We start from the raw sequence: 20,542 nt of genomic DNA on the forward strand, positions 1-20,542 counted from the left end.
CCGCCATGCCCACGCGTCGCCTGACCGGTGCCCTGCTGCTGGCCGCCGCTGGTGTTCCCGCGGCCTATGGTCAGGAGACCACCGAGCTGGAACCAATCACCGTGGATTCCTCCCGCATCGAACGGGATTTACAGGACACCCCGGCGGCCGTCGGTGTGGTCGACGAACAGGACGCGACCCAGGGCCGGCAGGGCCTGCAGCTGGATGAATCGCTGGTGCGCATCCCCGGCCTGTTCGCCCAGAATCGCTACAACTTTGCCCAGAACCTGCGGGTATCCATCCGCGGCTTCGGCGCCCGCAGTCCCTTCGGCATTCGCGGCATCAAGCTGCTAGTGGACGGCATTCCGGAAACGGTGGTCGACGGGCAGTCCCAGTCCGACGCCATCGACCTGACCACAGTCGAGAATATCGAGGTGATCCGCGGCCCCTCCTCGGCGCTCTACGGCAACGCCACCGGCGGCGTGATCGACATCGACACCCTGTCCCCCACCGACTATCCGCTGCGCGAAGCAGCGGCGGAGTACGGCAGTTTCGGCTACAACCGGATCAGCGCCCGGGCCGCCAAACAGCATGACGGCTGGGGCTACGCCCTGAGCGCCTGGAACATGAACTACCGCGGCTATCGCGACCAGAGCGAAACCGAAAAGCGCCTATTCAACGGCAAGTTCAACGTGCAGCTGTCCGACGATGCCAGCATCGAGACCATCGTGCGCGTGCTGGATCAGCCGCTGGGCGAGGACCCGGCCGGTATCGACCGCGACCAGGTCCGGGACGATCGGCGCCAGGCCTCGGCCAACGCCGCCCGGCTAAATTCCGGCCAGGAAGTGGATCAGCAGACGCTGGGGGTGATCTACGAGCACGCCCTGAGCGACGTGGACCAGCTGACCGGCCGGGTGTTCTACACCCGCCGCGACTTCGAGCAGCAGCTGCCCTTTCCCGGCCCGAGCCTGATCGCCTATGTCCGGGATTTCTACGGCACCGGCCTGCAGTACACCCGCACCGCGCCGATCGCCGGCTTCCCCAACCGCTTCACCATGGGGATGGACGCCGAGTTCCAGTCGGACGACCGGGAACGCTTCCTGGTCACCCAGCCGGGCGGTCAGCCGGGCACCCGCACCCTGCAACAGCAGGAAGAAGCCGATTCCATCGGCATCTACGCCCAGAACGTGCTATCGCTGACCGATCGCCTGGACCTAACCACCGGAATCCGCTACGACGATCTCGAGTTCACCATCGACGATCGCAGCGCCGGCCCCGGGGATTTCGACGATTCGGGCGAACGCAGCTTCTCCGAGTTCAGCGGCACCGTCGGCGCCACCTATGCCGTGACCCAGCGCCACAGCGTCTATACCACCGTGGGCACCGCGTTCGAAAGCCCTACCTTCACCGAGTTCGCCAATCCGTCAGGGGGCGGCGGTTTCAACCCCGACCTGCAGCCGCAGGAGGCGATCAACTACGAAGTGGGTGCCAAGGGCTTCATCGGCACCCGCATCCGCTACGACCTGGCCCTGTTCCGGGTCGACGTGGAAGATGAACTGGTGGTGTTCGACATGGGCGAGCGCGACTTCTACGAGAACTCCGGCGAATCCGAGCGCCGCGGTGTCGAGGCCTCGCTGGCCTGGGACCTCACCAGCGACCTGAGCCTGAGCGCTGCCTACACCTACTCGGATTTCGTCTTCCAGGAGTTCACCGACGTCAACGGCAATGATTTCGCCGGCGAACGCATCCCGGGCATTCCGGAGAGCGTGTTCTTCGGGGAGCTGGCCTGGCGCAAGCCCGGCACCGGCTTCGCCATCCTCGACGTGCAGATCTACGACGAGCTGTACGCCGACAACGCCAACCAAGTAAAGGTGGCCGGCTACGGCGTGGTCAACGGCCGCATCGGCGTGGAGCAGCGGCTCTGGGAGAACCTGCTCACGGTGCACGTGGGCATCAACAACATCCTGGACGACGAGTTCTTCAGCAACGTCCGCATCAACGACTTCAACGGGCGCTTCTTCGAACCGGCCCCGGACCGAAACTTCTACCTGGGGGCAACGCTCAGCCTGTAAGCCAGCGCGTCAGCCCGTCCCGGTCCAGATCGCCACAGCGCAGCGCCGTGGCCGCCGGTTTCGAGCCGGCGCCGCCCGGGTGCCGACGCAACACCGCCATGCCGGTAAGGGTGTCGAAGCCCACCTCGGCCCAGGCCGGCTTGAGGCCTTCGCCGACCATGCGCAAGGCAGGCGGGCCACTGGCGCGGTCGGGATCGACCCGTTGCAACTGCCAGCCCCGCTGTTCAGCCACGGCCTCGAACACCGGCTGAACCACCTCGGTCAGGCAGTGCTGGGCGGCATCGAGCCGCCCGGCCCGGCGCTGGTCGAGTTGCGCCTGCGCATCGCGCCGGGCGCGAATCTCGTCGGTGGTCACGTCAAGCCAGTGGCTTCCCAAGGTCGATCCCCGTCGGCAATCCGGCTGGCAGGCTAACCGGGTGCCGCAGGTGGGGCAAGCAAATCCTAGGACGCAGGTACCAGCCGCAGCAGCCGACCGTCGCTGCCGTCCGTCAGCAGATAGACATATCCGTCCGGCCCGACGCGGACGTCACGTATCCGCATCCCGGTGTCGTCGAGCAGCCGCTCCTCGGCCACCACCTCGCCGTCCTCGAGCTCCAGCCGCGCCAGATGGGTGAGCTTGAGCGCCCCGGCGAACAGGTCGCCCTGCCATGCCGGAAAAGCATCACCCTGGTAGAAGGCCATCCCCGAAGGCGCAATCGACGGCGTCCAGTGATGCACCGGTGACACCGTGCCCTCGAGCGGCGGTTCGGGGGCGAACCGCCCGCCGCCGTAGTTCTCGCCGAAGGTGGCCACCGGCCAGCCATAGTTGGCCCCCGCGCGGATGCGATTGATCTCGTCACCACCCTGCGGCCCGTGCTCGTGCAGCCAGATGTCGCCGGTGTCCGGATGCACGATCATGCCCTGGGGGTTGCGGTGTCCGTAGCTGTAGATGCCGGGCCGGGCATCGCTGTCGCCAACGAACGGATTGTCGTCCGGGATGTCACCATCCAGGGTCAGGCGGATCAGTTTGCCGTGATACTTGTCGAGCTGCTGGGCGTGTTCGCGATTACCCCGTTCACCGGCGGTGAGGAACAGATACCCGTCCCGGAACACGATACGGGACCCGAAGTGGCGACCGCCACGCACATAGGGTTCGGCGGTGAACAGCACCTCGAGATCCGCCAATCGATCATCGGTCAGCCGCGCCCGGGCCAGGCGGGTGGCATAGCCGCCATCGGCGGCCGCAGCATAGCAGAAGTAGATGAGCCGGTTGTCCGCAAACGCCGGGTGCAGGACCACGTCCAGCAACCCGCCCTGGTTGACCGTGGCCACCTCCGGCACGCCCTCGATGGCTCGGGCTTCGCCGTCGGACAGGCGCAGCAGCCGCCCGCCCCGCTCGGTCACGAGCCTGTCGCCATCCGGCAGAAAGGCCAGTGACCAGGGCTGATTCAGCCCCTCGGCGACCGTTTCCACCTGAAAATTCGCCTGCTCGCTGCTGACCATGCCGTCCGGCGGCTCGGCCGCGGTGCAGGCGCTGATGCCGCCGAGTGCCAGTGCCCAGAAAACGGTGCCGGCGGTGAACCGCCGCGGTGGCAGGCGTCGGAAGAATGTCATGGTCATGAGAGGGCTGTTCGGGATGAGATGGATTTGCCTACTCGGACCCGGGCGGGTCCGGTTCGTTCGCCAGCAGCGCCCGCAGGCCGGCCTCGTCGAGCAGGGTGACGCCCAGGCGCTCGGCCTTGTCTCGCTTGGAACCGGGATCAGACCCGGCCACCACGTAATCGGTCTTGCTCGACACGCTCGAGGTCACCCGACCCCCGGCGGCCTCGATCGCGGCCCGGGCCTCGTCGCGGGTCCAGTCCGCCAGGGTGCCGGTGAGCACGAAGGTCCTGCCGGACAGGGGCTGGCCGCCGGCGGCGGCGGGATCTGCCTGCGGCCAGCTCACGCCGATCGCGCGCAGATCGGCAACAACCTCCCGGTTGTGCGGCTCGGCGAAGAAGTCGCCGAGCTGACCGGCCACCCGCGGGCCGATATTCGGGACCTGGCGCAGCGGATCATCACGCAGCTGTTTGTCGGCGGCCGCCTCGTCGCCTTCGACCTCGGCGAGAGCGGCGCGACGACGGTCGGCATAGGCGCGGGCGGTGTCGTCGAGGGCCTCCAGGGTTCCGAAATGGGCAGCCATGTCGCGGGCCATGGTCTCGCCGATCTCCCGGATGCCCAGCGCGAACAGGAAGCGGCCGAGTGTGGTCTGCTTGCTCGCCTCGATGGCAGCCAGCAGGTTGTCCACCGATTTCTCGCCGTAGCCGTCACGCTCAACCAGGGCATCCCGATGCCCGGCCAACCGGTAGATATCGGCGGGTGATTCGAGCAGACGCTCGTCCACGAACTGTTCGATCTGACGATAGCCCAGACCCTCGATGTCCATCGCCTTGCGGGCCGCAAAGTGCTTGAGGCGCTCGCGGCGCTGGGCGTGGCAGAACAGCCCGCCGGTACAGCGGGCCACGGCCTCGCCGGGGTCGCGCCGTACGGTCGAGCCACACACCGGGCATTCGGCGGGCAACTCGATCACGCGGGCATTGCCGGGCCGTTTGTCCGGCAGCGGACGCACCACCTCCGGAATCACGTCGCCGGCGCGGCGCACCACCACGGTGTCGCCGATGCGCACGTCCTTGCGGGCGATCTCGTCCAGGTTGTGCAGGGTTGCGTTGGAAACAGTCGCCCCGCCCACGAATACCGGTTCGAGCCGGGCCACTGGGGTCACCGCGCCGGTGCGCCCGACCTGGAATTCGACATCGCGCAGCACCGTCACCGCCTCTTCGGCCGGAAACTTGTGGGCAATCGCCCAGCGCGGGGCCCGGGCCACGAAGCCCAGTTCATCGCGCTGGCGCTGGTCATCGACCTTGTAGACGCAGCCGTCGATGTCGTAGTCGAGCCGGTCGCGGCGCTCGAGCATGATCCGGTAATAATCACGACAGCCGTCCAGGCCATCCACGACCTGCACAAACTGATTGACCGGCAACCCCCAGTCCTGCAGTCGTGCCAGCAGTTCACGGTGGCTGACGGGCAGCTCGGCGCCCGCGACGTCGCCCACCCCGTACACCTGCAGCATCAGCGGGCGACGGGCGGTGACCGCCGAGTCCAGTTGCCGCAGGCTGCCGGCCGCGGCGTTGCGGGGGTTCACGAAGGTCTTCTCGCCGTTTTCGGCCAGCCCCCGGTTAAGAGCCTCGAAGCGGGATCGCGGCAGGATCACCTCGCCGCGAATCTCGAGTGCCGCCGGCGGCCGGTCGGTGCGCAGGCGTAGCGGCAGATTGCGGATGGTACGCACGTTGTCGGTGATGTCCTCGCCCTGATCGCCATCACCGCGGGTGGCGCCCCGCGTCAGCACGCCATCTTCATAAAGCAGATTGACAGCAATCCCGTCGAGTTTGGGTTCGGCGGTGTAATGGACCTGTTCGATTCCGAGACCCTCGCGCACGCGGCGATCGAAATCGGCCAGTTCGGCGTCGTCGAAGCAGTTGCCCAGCGACAGCATCGGCTGGCGATGGGTGACGGCCCGGAACATATCGGCCGGCGGCGCGCCGACCTTGCGGGTAGGCGAGTCCGCGGTGACCAGCTCCGGGTGCTCGGCTTCCAGCGCCTCGAGTTCACGAAACAGGCGGTCGTACTCGGCGTCACTGACGGCCGGCTCGTCGAGCACGTAGTAGCGGTAATTGTGCTCGTTGAGCGTGCGGCGTAATTCTTCGAGACGCGCCGCGACCCCGCGACCGCTCACCGGTGGGCTGCGAGCCGCTGACGGCGATCCAGTTCGGCGATCTCGTCCAGCATGTACTGGGCGGTCTGGGGCTTGAGCAGGCTGCGCTTGTCGTCGAGTACCTCCGCGCCCAGCCGCTCGGCCAGCGCCGCCGCGGTGTCCAGCAGATCGCGCGCCGCACGGCTGCCCTCCAGCGGTCCCGGCAACTGCAGGAACAGCGCCAGCCCCGGGGTCTGCAGATGGTCGGCCTCCACCGGATCAAGAAAGCCCGGCTTGAGGATGTTGGCCACCGAAAACACTGACTCGGGCACGCCGTTGGCCTCGGTGATGCGATGGTAGATACCGTGCAGCCCGAACTTGAGCTTTTGCTCCTGCAGCGCGGCGTGGATATCCGGCCCGTCATAGAGGCTGCCGTCGCGGCTGGATATGTGCAGCACGAACAACCGCTGCTCGCCGCTGGGTGGTCGCTGCGGGCGCACCGCCTCGACCGGTTCGCTGCGCGTCGGCTGTGGGGTCTCGCGGCCAGTGGTGAAGTTCATCCAGGAGGGTTCGTCGGCATCGTCACCGGCCGGTGGCGGCGCGGCGTCGGACTGCGGCGGCACCGAGGGGCCCGATGGCGGCGCCTGGGCCTCGGTCTGGCCGCCGACGGTGCGCACGCCCACAATATAGGAGTCACCACCCAGGGATTCTCCCCGGTCGATGCCGTCCGCGCCCTCTTCCATGCCCTGCCACGGGTCCACGCCGGACTGCCGCCGCAGGTAGAAGTAAACCCCGACGACCGCCCCGGCCACCAGGATCAGCAATACCCATTGAATGCCGGTCATGAGATTTCCGTCTGTCGAATCGCGTGTCGCATCTGGAGCCGGTCCCGCCTCTAGCTTGCCATTTCCAGCGCCTGATCGATATCCACACTGACCAGCCGGGACACGCCCGGTTCCTGCATGGTCACCCCATGCAGTTGCTGCACCAGCTCCATGGTGAGCTTGTTGTGGGTGATGACGATGAACTGGACCTGCTCCGCCATGCGGCCGACCAGGTCGCAGAAACGCGAGACGTTGGCGTCGTCCAGCGGTGCGTCGATCTCGTCCAGCATGCAGAACGGGGCCGGGTTGAGTTCGAACAGGGCGAACAGCAGTGCCACCGCAGTGAGCGCCTTCTCCCCGCCGGAGAGCATCTGGATGGAGGCATTCCGCTTGCCCGGCGGCCGTGCCATGATGCGTACACCGGTGGCCAGCAGGTCGTCCTCGGTAAGTTCCAGTCGGGCTTCCCCACCGCCGAACAGCACCGGGAACAGCGCGCCCAGCCGCTGATTGACCTGCTCGTAGGTGTCGCGGAAGCGCGAGCGGGTTTCGCGGTCGATCTTGGCAATCGCCTGTTCCAGCGTGCCGAGTGCCTCCATGAGGTCGTCGTACTGCCCCTGGAGATATTCCTCCCGCTCTTTCTCTGTCTCGAATTCCTCGATCGCGGCAAGGTTGATCGCCCCCAGTCGCTGGATGCGCCGTTCCAGAGATTCCAGCCGCGCCTCCCAGTCCGCCGGGCCGGCATCCTCGGCCAACTCGTCGCAGAGGGGGCGCGGGGCGTAGCCGGCCTCGGCCAGCTGTTCCTCCAGCGTCTGGCGACGAACCGATGCGGACTCGAAGGCCACCCGCGCCTGCTGGACCCGCTCGCGGGCCGCCTCCAGGCCGGCTTCCAGCGCCTGCGCCCGCTGGCTGAGATCGGCCACCCGGGCCTCGATATCCGCCAACCCGGTGCGGGCGGCTTCCAGCGCCTTGCGGGCGGCTTCTCGCCGCGACTCGGCCTCGGCCCGGGCATGCGAGAGGTCGGTTTCCGGGGCGGACTGGGCCAGTTCGGCCTGCAGCACCTGCAACCGCTCGGCACTGCGGGTCCGCCGCTGACGCAGATCGGCCAGCCGCTGTTCGGCAGCTTCCAGGGCGCTGCGCTTGCCGGTTACCTCCAGCCGCAGATTCTGCTGGCGCTGGGCCACCTCGTCGCACTCCCGCCGGGCGCGGTCGCGCTGCTCGCGCTGTTCGCGCAGCTGTTCCTGCAGGGTCTGGCGGCGCTGGACGAAATCGCGCGCCGCCTCGGCGGTGCCGTCCAGCCGCTCCCGGGCCTGGGACACCGCCTGCTCGTGTTCCTTGCGCTGACGGGTGAGGTCCTCGATTTCGGCGTCGAGCTCGCGCCGCCGGCGCTGGATCTGTTCCACCCGGACGGTGAGACCCTGCCGCTCGGCCAGCCGCTCACCGTGACGGCGGCGCAGGTCGTCGAGCCGCTCGGTGAGCTCGGTGCGGCGGGTTTCCGCGGCCTGAATGCGCTGACGCAGGCCGTCCAGCTCGTCGGCACGATCGGTTTCGGTCGCCGCCAGCCGGTCGATTTCCCTGTGCAGCTCATCGATGGCCTGCTCGCGCTTGAGCACGCCGGGTTCGTCGCTGTCCTGACGGGGCACGCGCAGCCAGCCGGGGCCCAGACAGAATCCGGCGCGGGTCACCAGCATCTGGCCCGGCTGCAGCTGATCGACCAGCTCATGGGCATCGCGTTCGTTCTCGACCAGGAAAATCCGCTGAGCCAGCTGGCGCAGGACTGCCGGGCCGCTCAGCACCGACGACAGCGAGCGGGTGCCCCGCGGTCCGCCGGCCCCGTGCGGGCCGTGATCCTCGCGATCCTGGTGGATCAGGGTCAGCCCCTGACCCGGCCACTCGTTGACCTCGCCGACACGGGCATCCAGATCGGGCAGGCACAGCGCCCGCAGGAACCCGCCCAGCGCGGCCTCCGCCGCGGCCTCCCAGCCATCGGCAACCCGCAGCTGATGGGCGGCGCTGGCGGCGTCGTCCCAGCTGCGAGCGATCAGCCACTCGCGCAGCTCCTGGTCATCCTCGCGCAGCGCCGCCTGTTGCAGAGCTTCCAGCGAGGACAGCCGGCCGCGCGCGGCTGCCAGGGCGTCGCGGGTCTCGTGCAGGGTCGTGTCCACGGCGCGACGGTTGTCGCGCAGACGGGTGAGATCGGTCTCGGCGGATTGCTGATCCTCGCGGGCAGTTTCCAGATCCCCGGCCAGGGCCTGCAGGGCTTCCTCGACATCAGTCAGGGCCTGCTTGGGGCCGTCGTCGTCGATGCGGCCACGTTCGGCCAGCAGCCGATCCAGGCGTTCGCCCAGGGCGGCGAGATTCTGCTCCAGATGTTCCAGCCGGGCACGCTCGGTTTCCGCCCGCTGCAGCGGGTTGTTCTCGTCGCCGGCCAGGCTTTCCCAGGCGCTTTCGCCCTCCTCGGCCGCCTGTTCGGCACTGCCCAGGCGGGCCTGGGCCTGCTTGTGCTCGGCCACGGCCGCTTCCAGCTGACGGCTCTGGTCGTCGATCGCCTGCTGCAGCTGGGCGCGTTCCCGGCCGGCGGCGTCGATGCGCTGGTCCAGATCTTCCAGCTGGCTTTCCATGTCGCGGGTTTCCGCCTGCTTCACACGAGCCAGCTCGCGGGCGTGGGCCAGCGATTGCTCGACCCGCGCCACCTCGGCCTCGGCGGCGTAGAAATCCGCCTGCTGTTGCTGACTGGCCTGGGTGGCGCGCTGCTGCTCGGTCTGTTCTGTCTGGCGGCGTTCAGCCAGATCCCGGGCCTGCTCCCGCTGGGTTTCCAGTTCCCGCTTGCTGGCATCCAGCTGGGTCTGCTGGTGTTCGGCTTCGCCGTCGAGCTCGCGCCAGCGCAGGGCCAGCAGTTCGGCGCGCAGTCGGCGTTCCTCGCTCTTGTACTGCTTGTACTTTTCGGCGTTGGCAGCCTGGCGCTGGAGCTGGGCCAGCCGCTGGGTGACTTCGCTGATCAGGTCGTTGAGGCGGTCCAGATTCTCCCGGGTGTGGCGGATGCGGTTCTCCGTCTCCCGACGTCGCTCCTTGTACCGGGAGATGCCCGCGGCTTCCTCGAGCACCTGCCGCATGTCCTCCGGACGCGCCTCGATCAACCGGTTGACCGATCCCTGCTCGATCACCGCATAGTTACTGCGCCCGCCCAGACCGGTGCCGAGAAACAGATCCACCACGTCGCGACGGCGGCAGCGAGCGCCGTTGATGCGGTACTGGGACTGGCCGTCGCGCGAGAGCTCGCGCCGGATGGCGATTTCGGCGAAGCCGGCGTACTGGCCGCCCAGCTTGCCGTCGCTGTTGTCGAACAGCAGTTCCACTGACGCTCGGCCAACCGGCTTGCGCGACCGCGACCCGTTGAAGATGACGTCCTCGAGCGCCTCGCCGCGCAGCTGCTTGGCGCTGGATTCGCCGGTGACCCAGCGCACGGCGTCGATCACGTTGGACTTGCCGCAACCGTTGGGCCCGACTATGCCGGCCAGATTGCTGGTCAGACGCAGTGTGGTCGGCTCCACGAAGGATTTGAAGCCGGCGAGTTTGATGGCGGTCAGCCGCATCGATGCCCCATGTCGCGTGCCGGGTTGCACCCCGCGTCCGGCCACTGGCCGGATCCGGCACGGTCATTGTTATCCGGGCCCCGGCGGCTGGCCGGGCCCGTTGCGAAACGCTGCGCTAGTGTAACCTACGCGGCCCCGAACCAACCCCCGATGACACGCGCATGACCACCTCGCCGAGCAACCAGCTGGACACCTTCGACAATCCCCAGCCGGAGCGGGATTACACCATCCGCATGCGGATACCGGAATTCACCTGCCTTTGTCCGAAGACCGGCCAGCCGGACTTCGCCACGCTGCACCTGGCCTACGTGCCGGACCAGCGCTGCGTGGAGTTGAAGTCGCTGAAGCTGTATATCTGGTCGTTCCGCGACGAGGGCGCGTTCCACGAGGCGGTGACCAACCGCATCCTGGACGACCTGGTGGCGGCCATGGCGCCGCGTTTCCTGCGCCTGACCGCCGAGTTCTACGTTCGGGGCGGTATCGATACCACCGTGGTGGCGGAGCACCGCACCGAGGGCTGGGAGCCGCCGGCGCCGGTGAACCTGCCCTGATCAGTCCGATCAGCTAGCGAAGCACGATGTTGTTGCCGTCCACCTTCACCTGCTGACCGACCGAGAGCGGTGTCGCATCGGCCACATTGATGGTCTGACTGCCGCCGGTCTCCATGTTGACGGTCACGGCGTAGTAGGTATCGGTGTCCAGGCGTTTGCCGACCTGGTGGCCAGCCGCTGCGCCGCCGACACCGCCAACCACCTTGGCCAGATCCTTGCCGGAGCCACTGCCGATCTGATTGCCGACCACGACACCGGCGATAGCGCCAGCCACGGCACCGGCGATAGCACCCTTGCTCTTGTTGCTGCCCTCGGTCTTGCGCTCCTGGATCGAGGTGATGGTGCCGCAATTGCCGCAGACCGGCGGCTCTTCAGCTTTCTGCGGTGCCGGCTTGGCCGCAGCCTGTTCCTGTGCGGCTGGCGCCGTTTCGGCCGATTCGGTGTCGGCCTGGTCGCTTTCCGCACCACAGCCGGCCACGCCCAGCGTCAGCGCCAGGGCGAACACCCACGTCATCACGGATTTGCGTTGTGTCATGATTTCTCCTTTTGACAACTGCCAGTCGGGGTGATGTCCAATACCGCTACACCATACCGGCCGAATACTGAACCAAACCTGAACCGGATCACCGATCTGGCCGTGGGTCCGGGTTACCTGCTACGGGGTTTCCGCCTGATCACCGAACCCGGCCTGCGCAAGTTCGTGCTCGCCCCTATCGCCATCAATATACTGGTTATCGGGTTGTTGATGTGGCTGTTCGGCAATCAGCTCGAGGGCTGGCTGGACAGCTGGCTGGCGGGACTGCCGGGCTGGCTGGCCTGGCTGGAGAGCCTGCTGTGGTGGCTGGCCATGCTGCTGGCGCTGCTGCTGTTCTGCTACGTGTTCACGCTACTGGCCAACCTGATTGCGGGGCCGTTCAACGGCATCCTGTCATCCCGGGTAGAACGCCACCTCACCGGCCGGGAGCCCGAGTCCGGCCGTAGCTGGCGCGGCGAACTGGTGGATGCCGTCGGCGGCGAACTGCGCCGCTGGCGCTGGTATCTGGGCCGGGCCGTGCTGCTGTTGCTGCTGACCCTGGTCCTGCTGCCGATTCCGCTGCTGGGTACGGTCGTGCCCGCGCTGTGGTTCGCGTTCGGTGCCTTCATGCTGGCCTTCGAGTACCTGGACAACCCGATGGGCAACCGCGGCATGACCTTCGCCGACAAGCTGCGCCGGCTGCGCGAACGCCGCTGGCTCAACCTGGGGTTCGGCGCCACCGCCACGCTGTTCACGATGGTTCCGCTGGCCAACCTGATCGTCATGCCGGCCGCGGTAGCCGGTGCCACCGCCCTGTGGCTGGATCACATGGAGAAATCCCGATGAACCGACGCTTCCTGCTGCCCTGCCTGCTGCTGGTGCTTGCCGGCGGCCCTGCCTCGGCACGCACCACCATCGAGATATTCGACACGGCCGAGGCCGTGAACCGGGCCTGCGACGCCGGTCTCGCGGCCGCCCGTGAGGCGGCCGAAGACATCCGCCAGGTACCGATCGACCAGGCCGGTGTCGACAACGTGCTGGCCGCGTGGGACGACCTGTACATGGCGATGTCGGACCGCATCGGCCCGGCCTACCTGCAGGCCTACGTTCACCCGGACCAGGCCGTGCGGGATGCCGGACAGGACTGCATCAACCGCACCACGAGGCTGGAGACCGACCTTTACCAGAACCCGGCGCTGTTCCAGCGCGTGCAGGCAGTGGTGCCCGATGACGCCGCGGACAAAGCCCTGCAGACCCATCTGCTGGCCGAATTCGAGGACAGCGGCGTGGCTCTGCCCGACGAGCGTCGCCAGCGCGCCAAGACGCTGTTGCAGCGCATCGAGGAACTGGGCCAGCAGTTCCAGCAGAACCTGCGTGAGAACGATACGGTGCTGACCTTCGGCCCGGATGAACAGCGCGGCCTGCCGGACGCCTTCATCGAGCGCGTGCCCGGCGACGACGAAGGCAATCTGCGGCTGCAGATGCAGTATCCGCACTACTTCCCGTTCATGGAAAACGCGGCGGATGCCGATGCCCGCGAGCGCTTCTACCGGGCATTCAACAACCGTGGCGGCGACGCCAATCTCGACATCCTCGACCAGCTGGAATCACTGCGCCGGGAGCTGGCCGGCCTTTACGGCTTCGACAGCTACGCGGCATTCGCCACCCGCCGGCGCATGGTCGGTGACCCCAGCACCGTGCATGCCTTTCTCGACCGCGTGGCCGACACGCTGGCGCCGCTGCAGACCGCCGAGCTGGCGCAACTGACCCGGTTGAAGGCCGAGCACACGGGCCGCGACGAAGTCACGCTCGCGCCGTGGGACAAGAGCTTCTACCTCACCCGCCTGCGCGAGTCCCGCTACGACATCGACGCCGAGGCGATGCGGCGCCATTTTCCCATGCCGGCGATGACCGACTGGGTGCTGCACGTGGCCGAAAAGCTCTACGGCCTACGCTTCGTGTCCGCCGAGGTGCCGGTGTGGCACGAGGACGTGCGCTATTACCACGTGCACGACCGAAACAGCGATATCCGGCTGGGGGGGTTGTATCTCGACCTGCACCCCCGCGACGGCAAGTACGGCCATGCCGCGGCCTTCGGCGTGCACGGTGCCTCCACCCGGGCCGGCCGCAAGCCGACTTCCGTACTGGTGACCAATTTCACCCGCAGTGGTCTCACACCCGACGAACTGGAAACCTATCTACACGAGATCGGGCACGCCCTCCACGGGGTGCTGTCAACCACCCGCTACGCCATGCTTAGCGGCACCGAGGTGGAACTGGATTTCGTCGAGGCACCATCCCAGATGTTCCAGGCCTGGAGTTACCGGCTGGAATCGCTGCAAACCATCCCGAGGGTGTGTCCCGACTGCCCGCCGGTGGACGCCGATCTGGTGGAACGCATGGAAGAATCGCGTCGCGCGGGGCAGGCATTGTTCTATGGCCGCCAGTGGCTATACGCCCAGTACGACATGCAGCTGGCCGGGCCAGCGCCGGTCGACCCCATGACGCGGTGGAGGAAGCTGGAATCGGCAACCCCGCTGGGCCATGTCGAAGGCACGCGCTTCCCCGCCACGTTCGGGCATATCGCCGGCGGCTATGCGGCCGGCTACTACGGCTACATGTGGGCGGAAGCGCTGGGGCTGGACATGCTCAGCGCTTTCGACGACGGATTGATGGATCCCGAAGTCGGTCAGCGATTCCGCCGCACCGTGCTGGCACGGGGCGGCGAACGTCCGGCCAGCGAACTGGTGCGGGATTTCCTAGGCCGCGACACTCGGCCAGATGCCTTCTTCGAGAAGCTGCGCAACGCCCCGGTCAAACCGGCGCCGTAGACCCTCATCGCAGCAACGGCGCCAGATCACCAAACCGCAAGTGGCCAGCCGGCAGATCGGCGCCGCGCTGGCGCACGAACGGCTGATCCGGCTCGCCGAGGTGGTCGACCACCAGCGATGCCAGCGCGAAGTCCTGCTCGGCGGTGTCGTCGTTATAGGCCACCACGCAGGCAATGCCGGCGGCCCGGGCCGCCGCCAGGCCGGAGCCGGCATCCTCCACGGCCAGGCACTCGCCGGCGGTGAGCTGCAGCTTTTCCAGCGCCAGTGAATAGAGGTCCGGGGCCGGCTTCTTGTCGGTCACCTCGTCACCGCAGGCGGTGACCGCAATCGCCTGCTGCAGGTCGGCGGGCAGCAGGTGGCGGCACATCAGATCAAGGCTGGGGCGGCTGGCGTTGGTGACCAGCGCCAGCCGGCATCCCTGCCCCGCCGCCTCACGCATCAGCCGCGCCACCCCCGGCCGCAGCGGCACAGCCCCGGCGGCCAGACGGTGTTCGAAATGCCGGGTCTTGCTGCGGTGAATGGCGTCCACCCAGGCGGCCGGATCCCGGGCTGCCGCCTCGGCCTGACCGTTCAGGGGCGGCCGGTCGCGCTCCAGGTAATAGTGCAGTCGCTCCCGGCCGCCGGCCACTACCAGCAGTGACCGGTAGAGCTCGGCCGACCAGTGCCAAGCCAGGCCGAATTCGGCGAATGCATCATTGTAGGCGGGGCGGTGCCCCACCCCTTCGGTGTCCGCCAGGGTGCCGTCGACATCGAACAGCAGCGCCGACGGCAGTGGCCGCCCGCGGGATCCTAAAACCGTGTCCATGGCGGGAAACTCTGCCACGCAAACGCCCCGGTGTCAGCGCCGGCATCGGGCAATTGCCGGCCCGGGACGATTCTGATATACGTACGCGTCGTTTTTCCAGGGCATTGCTCAATCATCATGGCTGCCAAGCAAAACGCCACCGCCGGTGCCGACGCGCTCGAGACATTCAAGCCGTACAAGCCCAAGCGCGGCGAGGAGTACATGAACGAGAATCAGCGGGCGCATTTCCGCGAGATTCTCATGGGCTGGAAGCGTGAGCTCATGGAGGAAGTCGACCGCACCATGCATCACATGAAGGATGAGGCGGCCAACTTCCCGGACCCTAGCGACCGCGCCACCCAGGAGTCCGAATTCAGTCTGGAACTGCGTACCCGCGACCGGGAACGCAAGCTGATCCGCAAGATCGACGAGGCCATCAGCCGGGTGGACCAGGACGACTACGGGTTCTGTGACACCTGCGGCACGGAGATCGGCATCCAGCGCCTGGAAGCCAGGCCCACCGCCACTCTTTGCGTGGACTGCAAGAGCCTGGCGGAAATCCGCGAACGCCAGATCGGCCGCGGTTGACCGGGGATGTCCGGCAGCCGCCGGGCACCGTCGTCGGCCCTTTTCGCACCGCACTAGGCGCGGTGTCCGCGTTCTGTCAGAATCATGCAGTGCAGCATGAGAGTCCCACCTGACCAGCACGCGAGAGCCGGAGCGCCGCATGAGCGACACGCGAGTCATCAAGAAATACCCCAATCGGCGTCTGTACGACACCGAGATCAGCCGCTACATCACGCTCGAGGAAATCCGCCAGCTGGTCATCAAGGGTGAGGAATTCCAGGTCATCGACAAGCGCACCGGACGCGAAATCACCCGGACCATCCTGCTGCAGGTGATCAGCGAGCAGGAGGAAGGCGGGGATCCGATCTTCACCACCAACGTGCTGCGCAACATCATCCGCTTCTACGGCGACACCATGCAGAGCGTGATGAGCAGCTACCTGGAACTGTCGCTGGCCTTCTTCAACGAGCAGCAGCACCAGTTCAAGGATCGCCTGCGGCGAATGCTGGGGGCCAACAATCCACTGGCCACCCTGCGCGAACTGTCGCAGGACCAGTTGCCGATCTGGCGTTCGGTGCGTCGGGAATTCCTGCGCAACCTGTCGCTGGATCGCGGCAAGCGCCAGGCCATGCCCGACAAGGAACGCGACCGCTCCTGATCGCGAACTGCTGACGGCAAGCATGGCGGGAAATTCCCGCCCGGCCTACGCGCCTTTCACACGCCAGACATATCCCGGTGCCCACCCGGATCAGGGTGAACCCCCGTCAGGCCTGCATCGAGGCGGCCTTCGGCGGTGTGACCGGGGCATGGCAAAAATCTTCGACGATGCTATTGACAGCCCGCAAGGGCGTCCTTATACTGCACTGCAACATGGCAACGAACAGAACACACAGGCAAAAGAAACCCGACACGAGGTCGGGCCTGAAGTTCTAGTTGTCTCGATCTCCTCCGAGAGACCGTCAGGTCTCTCTCGCACCTTGCCCCCACCCCTGGGGGCTTTTTTTTGCCCGCAGATCGTGAGTGCAGCCAATATACCCGCCGCAACGCGCGACGGCAACCCGCCGCGCGTTGCGAATCGTGATTAACCTGAGGAGCCTGCTCCTCAGGCCTCGGCGGTGTCAGGCACTTCGCGCATCGACAGACGTACCCGGCCCTGCTTGTCCACTTCCAGAACTTTCACCCGGACGACATCGCCTTCCTTGAGTTCGTCGGCGACATTCTCCACCCGGTGCTCGGCAATCTGGGAGATGTGCACCAGGCCATCCTTGCCCGGCATCAGCGTGACAAAGGCACCGAAGTCCATGATGCGCGCGACTTTGCCCTCGTAGATCTGGCCGGCCTCGATATCCTTGGTGATATCCTCGATTCGCTTGATCGCGGCGTCCGCGGCGCTCTTGTCCACCGCCGCCACCTTGATGGTGCCGTCGTCATCGATGTCGATGCTGGCGCCCGTTTCCTCGGTGATGCTGCGGATGGTAGCGCCGCCCTTGCCAATGACGTCGCGGATCTTGTCGGTATGGACCTTGATGGTGAAAATGCGCGGCGCCCATTCCGAAACTTCCTCGCGCGGGCTGCCGATCACGGCCTCCATCGCCTCCAGGATGTACATGCGGCCGGCGTTGGCCTGCTCCAGCGCCGCATGCATGATCTCGCGGGTAATGCCGGTGATCTTGATGTCCATCTGCAGAGCGGTGACGCCGTTGCGGCTACCGGCCACCTTGAAGTCCATGTCGCCGAGGTGATCCTCGTCACCGAGGATGTCGGTGAGCACGGCGAAGCGGTCGTCCTCCTTGATCAGACCCATGGCCACGCCGGCCACCGGCGCCTTGATCGGCACACCCGCGTCCATCAGTGCCAGGCTGGTGCCGCAGACACTGGCCATGGAGGAGGAACCGTTGGATTCGGTTACCTCGGAGACCACGCGCAGGACGTAGGGGAACTCCTTCTCCAGGTCCGGCATCACACCTTCGATGGCGCGCTTGGCCAGCTTGCCGTGACCGATCTCGCGGCGCTTGGGCCCGCCCATGAAACCGGTTTCGCCCACGCAATAGGGCGGGAAGTTGTAGTGCAGCATGAACGGCTGCTTGTGCGAGCCCTCCAGTGCATCGATGATCTGCGCGTCGCGGCCGGTGCCCAGCGTGGATACCACCAGCGCCTGGGTCTCGCCGCGGGTGAACAGGGCCGAACCGTGGGTCCGTGGCAGCACACCGGTCTTGATCGTGAGGTCGCGCACCGTGCGGGTGTCGCGGCCATCGATGCGGGGTTCACCGGACAGGATCCGGCCGCGCACCACGCGCTTCTCGAGCGCGCCGAAAGCGCCCTTGACGTCGTCGGCACTCCAGCCGTCCTCGCCCTCGGCGGCAGCCAGCTTGTCGACCAGTTTGCGCTTGATCTCGCCCAGCCGCGTCTGGCGTTCCTGCTTGTCCGCAATCTGGTAGGCCTCGACCACCGCGCTCTCGCCGTGTTCGACCACGGCGGATTTCAGATCGCCATCCTCGGCCGCCGGCTGCCAGTCCCAGACCGGCTTGCCGACTTCCGCGGCCATGGCCTTGATCTCGCTGATCACGGTCTGCATCTGCTCGTGGCCGTGCAGCACCGCGCCAAGCATCACGTCTTCCGGCAGCTCCTTGGCTTCCGATTCCACCATCAGCACGGCATCGTCGGTGCCGGCCACCACGAGGTTGAGCTTGGATTCCTCGAGCTGGGTATAGGTGGGGTTGAGCACGTAGCTACCGTCGATGTAGCCCACGCGAGCAGCGCCGATGGGACCGGCGAACGGAATGCCGGAAATGGCCAGCGCCGCGGAGGTGCCGATCAGCGACGCGATATCCGGATCGATTTCCGGATCCAGCGACAGCACGGTCGGGATGATCTGGACCTCGTTGTAGAAGCCCTTGGGGAACAGCGGACGGATCGGCCGGTCGATCAGACGGCAGGTCAGCGTTTCCTTTTCATTCGGCCGGCCTTCCCGCTTGAAGAACCCGCCCGGAATCTTGCCGCCGGCGTAGGTGCGTTCCTGGTAGTTGACGGTCAGGGGGAAGAACGCCGCATTGGGGTTGGCTTCCTTGCGACCGACCACGGTGACCAGCACCACGGTGTCGCCCATGCTGACCTTGACGGCGCCATCGGCCTGGCGGGCGATTTCGCCGGTCTCCAGGGTGACCTGGTGGTCGCCGAAAGCGAATGTCTTGCGATAGGTGGGTTCAACGTTACTCACGGATAATTCCTTTTATTCGGACAGCACAAAGCGCGCCGCCGGTTGCCCGGGGCGCGCTCACGAGATTGTCAGGAGTTCGGGACCACGCGGCCCGGGCCGGCATGCGATTAGCGACGCAGGCCCAGTTCGCCGATCAGGGACTTGTAGCGGCCGGGGTCGCGCCGCTTGAGGTAGTCCAGCAGTTTGCGCCGATGGTTGACCATCTTGAGCAGCCCGCGACGGGAATGATGGTCGCCCTTGTGCTGGGCGAAATGATCGGTCAGCTGGCTGATCCGACGCGACAGCAGGGCCACCTGCACTTCCGGGGAGCCGGTATCGGCGGTCCCGCGGCCGTGCTGGTCGATCACCTGCGACTTTTCTTCACTCGAGAGAGACATGCAACTACTCCTGACGGAGAGCCGTCCGGCCGGCCGGGCCTGTGATGGTCACGACAGGTGGTTCCGGCCTTTTCCCAAAGGCGCCGGTCGCGCCCTTGGGAAAAGCCCGTATCCACCGTCCGTGATCACCAGTACCGTCGACCGTCACCTTACGGCTCGAAATTCGCGCAGTATTCTAGCGCCTGAAGGGTCTTGATCACAACAAAATTTGCCGGGTCTCACGATCCGCGAGCCTGGAACATGCGGCGTGGCGCAATGCGCCCGTCGTCCATGACCTCACCCACCGCGAGCAGCGTGTTGGCCGCATCGCAGATACGTACCCAGCCGGATGCCGGCGCCTGCGGCACCTGTACCGGCTGGCCCCGCTCCAGATAGAACTGGCTGGCGCTGTCCAGGGTCACGCTGGGCCAGTGGTTCAGGGCCGAGGCGACCGGCAGCAGGTAGCGGTCCAGCGCAGCGAGGCCATCGGCATCCCGCTGCCGCGTCAACGCTTCCAGGCCCACCATCCCCGCTTCCTCGAACGGCCCCACCGCCAGCCGGCGCAACGCCGTGACGTGGGCCAGCGTGCCCAGCCGCTCGGCCAGGTCCTCGACCAGCGTGCGCACGTAGGTGCCCTTGGAACAGCGGATGCGCAGCGCGAACGAACTGTCATCCGCGTCGACCAGGCAGAATTCGTCCACCCGGATACGTCGGGGTTCGCGCTTGACCTCGATACCGGCGCGCGCCAGCTCGTACAGACGCTTGCCCTGGTGCTTGACCGCCGAGTACATCGGCGGAATCTGATCCTGTTCGCCCAGAAACCCGGCCAGGCACTGCTGCAGCGTGTCGTCGTCCGGCAGGCCCGTGGTCGTGGTTTCGGTGATCTCGCCCTCGGCGTCGCCGGTGGCGGTCTTCTCGCCCAGCCGGGCGCGCACCCAGTAGGTCTTGTCCGCGTCCAGCAGAAACCCCGACACCTTGGTGGCTTCGCCGAAGCAAACCGGGAGCAGGCCGCTGGCCAGCGGATCGAGGCTGCCGGTATGCCCGGCCTTACGGGCCTCGAACAGCCGCTTGGCACTTTGCAGCGCGGCGTTGGACGACCCGCCCGGGTCCTTGTCCAGCAGCAGGATGCCGCTGATCGGCCGGCCGCTACGGCGGCGACGGCTCATTCGTCGTCGCCCTGGCGCCGACGATCCTCGGACACCGCATCCTGGATCAGCTGATCCAGGCGCGCGGCCTCGCGTTCGGTACGATCCTCGATGAACCGCAGGGCCGGCACCGTGCGTACCCGCATCGAGGTACCGAGCCGACCGCGCAGGAAGCCGGCGGCGCGGGTCAGCCCGCTAACCAGCCCCTCCCCGTCGCTGTCGAGATCCGCGGTGGAGACATAGACCTTGGCGTGAGCGAGATCACGGGACACTTCGACATCCGTGACCACCGCCAGCGCCGCCCGCGGGTCCTTGACTTCGGTCGCAATCAGCGAGGACAGCTCGCGCTTGATCTGCTCGGCGACGCGGCGGCTCCGTGGATAATCATTGGGCATCGGTGCGG

General features: G+C 66.9%; 17 protein-coding genes. 6 read left to right on the forward strand and 11 right to left on the reverse strand.

The genetic code is table 11. From position 1 onward, the window contains the following. The first annotated feature begins 5 nt into the window (after window positions 1–5). Window positions 6–2,051, forward strand: coding sequence for a TonB-dependent receptor family protein (locus tag RM532_RS10900; RefSeq protein ID WP_311653359.1), 2,046 nt, complete (start codon window positions 6–8; stop codon window positions 2,049–2,051). Here RM532_RS10900 and RM532_RS10905 read toward each other — a convergent pair. The 5 genes from RM532_RS10905 to smc form a co-directional block, all read right to left on the reverse strand. Further along, complete coding sequence (locus RM532_RS10905; protein WP_311653360.1) at window positions 2,041–2,427, reverse strand: hypothetical protein; 387 nt, start codon at window positions 2,425–2,427, stop codon at window positions 2,041–2,043. The genes RM532_RS10900 and RM532_RS10905 overlap by 11 nt on opposite strands. A gap of 65 nt (window positions 2,428–2,492) precedes the next feature. Continuing rightward, on the reverse strand, window positions 2,493–3,644 hold the full coding sequence (locus RM532_RS10910; RefSeq protein WP_423246893.1) for a PQQ-dependent sugar dehydrogenase: 1,152 nt from the start codon (window positions 3,642–3,644) through the stop codon (window positions 2,493–2,495). A 37-nt stretch (window positions 3,645–3,681) separates the two neighbouring features. Beyond that, on the reverse strand, window positions 3,682–5,802 hold the full coding sequence (gene ligA, locus RM532_RS10915; protein ID WP_311653362.1) for an NAD-dependent DNA ligase LigA: 2,121 nt from the start codon (window positions 5,800–5,802) through the stop codon (window positions 3,682–3,684). Beyond that, window positions 5,799–6,605: a cell division protein ZipA gene (locus RM532_RS10920; RefSeq protein WP_311653363.1), complete on the reverse strand. Its 807-nt coding sequence runs from the start codon at window positions 6,603–6,605 to the stop codon at window positions 5,799–5,801. Before RM532_RS10920 ends, ligA begins: the two co-directional genes overlap by 4 nt. A 50-nt stretch (window positions 6,606–6,655) precedes the next feature. Then, entirely contained in the window at window positions 6,656–10,174 is a 3,519-nt protein-coding gene (gene smc, locus RM532_RS10925; RefSeq protein WP_311653364.1) for a chromosome segregation protein SMC, read from the reverse strand. Between the two features lie 161 nt (window positions 10,175–10,335). Between smc and queF the strand changes: the two genes are divergently transcribed. Then, window positions 10,336–10,725, forward strand: a complete 390-nt coding sequence (gene queF / locus RM532_RS10930) for a preQ(1) synthase (RefSeq protein ID WP_311653365.1) — start codon at window positions 10,336–10,338, stop codon at window positions 10,723–10,725. A gap of 13 nt (window positions 10,726–10,738) precedes the next feature. Here the strand turns inward: queF and RM532_RS10935 are convergent, their stop codons facing one another. Then, entirely contained in the window at window positions 10,739–11,260 is a 522-nt protein-coding gene (locus tag RM532_RS10935; protein WP_311653366.1) for a glycine zipper 2TM domain-containing protein, read from the reverse strand. A gap of 102 nt (window positions 11,261–11,362) precedes the next feature. On the opposite strand from RM532_RS10935, the gene cysZ reads away from it, so the two are divergent. After that, window positions 11,363–12,085: a sulfate transporter CysZ gene (cysZ, locus tag RM532_RS10940; protein WP_311653367.1), complete on the forward strand. Its 723-nt coding sequence runs from the start codon at window positions 11,363–11,365 to the stop codon at window positions 12,083–12,085. Next, the gene (locus RM532_RS10945) at window positions 12,082–14,070 is read left to right on the forward strand and encodes a M3 family metallopeptidase (RefSeq protein WP_311653368.1); all 1,989 of its coding nucleotides are present in this window, start codon (window positions 12,082–12,084) and stop codon (window positions 14,068–14,070) included. Before cysZ ends, RM532_RS10945 begins: the two co-directional genes overlap by 4 nt. Before the next feature lie 4 nt (window positions 14,071–14,074). On the opposite strand, the gene RM532_RS10950 is transcribed toward RM532_RS10945, so the two are convergent. Next, window positions 14,075–14,893, reverse strand: coding sequence for an HAD-IA family hydrolase (locus RM532_RS10950; protein ID WP_311653369.1), 819 nt, complete (start codon window positions 14,891–14,893; stop codon window positions 14,075–14,077). Window positions 14,894–14,992: 99 nt separating this feature from the next. Here RM532_RS10950 and dksA point away from each other — a divergent pair, with 99 nt between their 5' ends. Both dksA and phaR read left to right on the forward strand, forming a co-directional pair. Continuing rightward, complete coding sequence (gene dksA / locus RM532_RS10955) at window positions 14,993–15,442, forward strand: RNA polymerase-binding protein DksA (RefSeq protein WP_311653370.1); 450 nt, start codon at window positions 14,993–14,995, stop codon at window positions 15,440–15,442. Window positions 15,443–15,581: 139 nt separating this feature from the next. Beyond that, the gene (gene phaR, locus RM532_RS10960; protein WP_311653371.1) at window positions 15,582–16,079 is read left to right on the forward strand and encodes a polyhydroxyalkanoate synthesis repressor PhaR; all 498 of its coding nucleotides are present in this window, start codon (window positions 15,582–15,584) and stop codon (window positions 16,077–16,079) included. 444 nt (window positions 16,080–16,523) lie between these two features. Here the strand turns inward: phaR and pnp are convergent, their stop codons facing one another. The 4 genes from pnp to rbfA form a co-directional block, all read right to left on the reverse strand. Then, window positions 16,524–18,638 carry a polyribonucleotide nucleotidyltransferase gene (gene pnp / locus RM532_RS10965; RefSeq protein WP_311653372.1) on the reverse strand — a complete coding sequence of 705 codons (2,115 nt, stop codon included), beginning with the start codon at window positions 18,636–18,638 and terminating at the stop codon, window positions 16,524–16,526. 107 nt (window positions 18,639–18,745) lie between these two features. Next, a complete protein-coding gene (gene rpsO / locus RM532_RS10970; protein WP_311653373.1) occupies window positions 18,746–19,015 on the reverse strand; it encodes a 30S ribosomal protein S15 in 270 nt (89 codons plus the stop codon). A gap of 218 nt (window positions 19,016–19,233) precedes the next feature. After that, window positions 19,234–20,160, reverse strand: a complete 927-nt coding sequence (truB, locus tag RM532_RS10975) for a tRNA pseudouridine(55) synthase TruB (protein WP_311653374.1) — start codon at window positions 20,158–20,160, stop codon at window positions 19,234–19,236. After that, entirely contained in the window at window positions 20,157–20,534 is a 378-nt protein-coding gene (gene rbfA / locus RM532_RS10980; protein ID WP_311653375.1) for a 30S ribosome-binding factor RbfA, read from the reverse strand. The genes truB and rbfA overlap by 4 nt, the downstream gene beginning before the upstream one ends. Window positions 20,535–20,542 lie beyond the last annotated feature (8 nt).

It is taken from the genome of Spectribacter hydrogenoxidans (assembly GCF_031846275.1).
GTDB classification, from domain to species: Bacteria; Pseudomonadota; Gammaproteobacteria; order Nevskiales; family Salinisphaeraceae; genus Spectribacter; species Spectribacter hydrogenoxidans.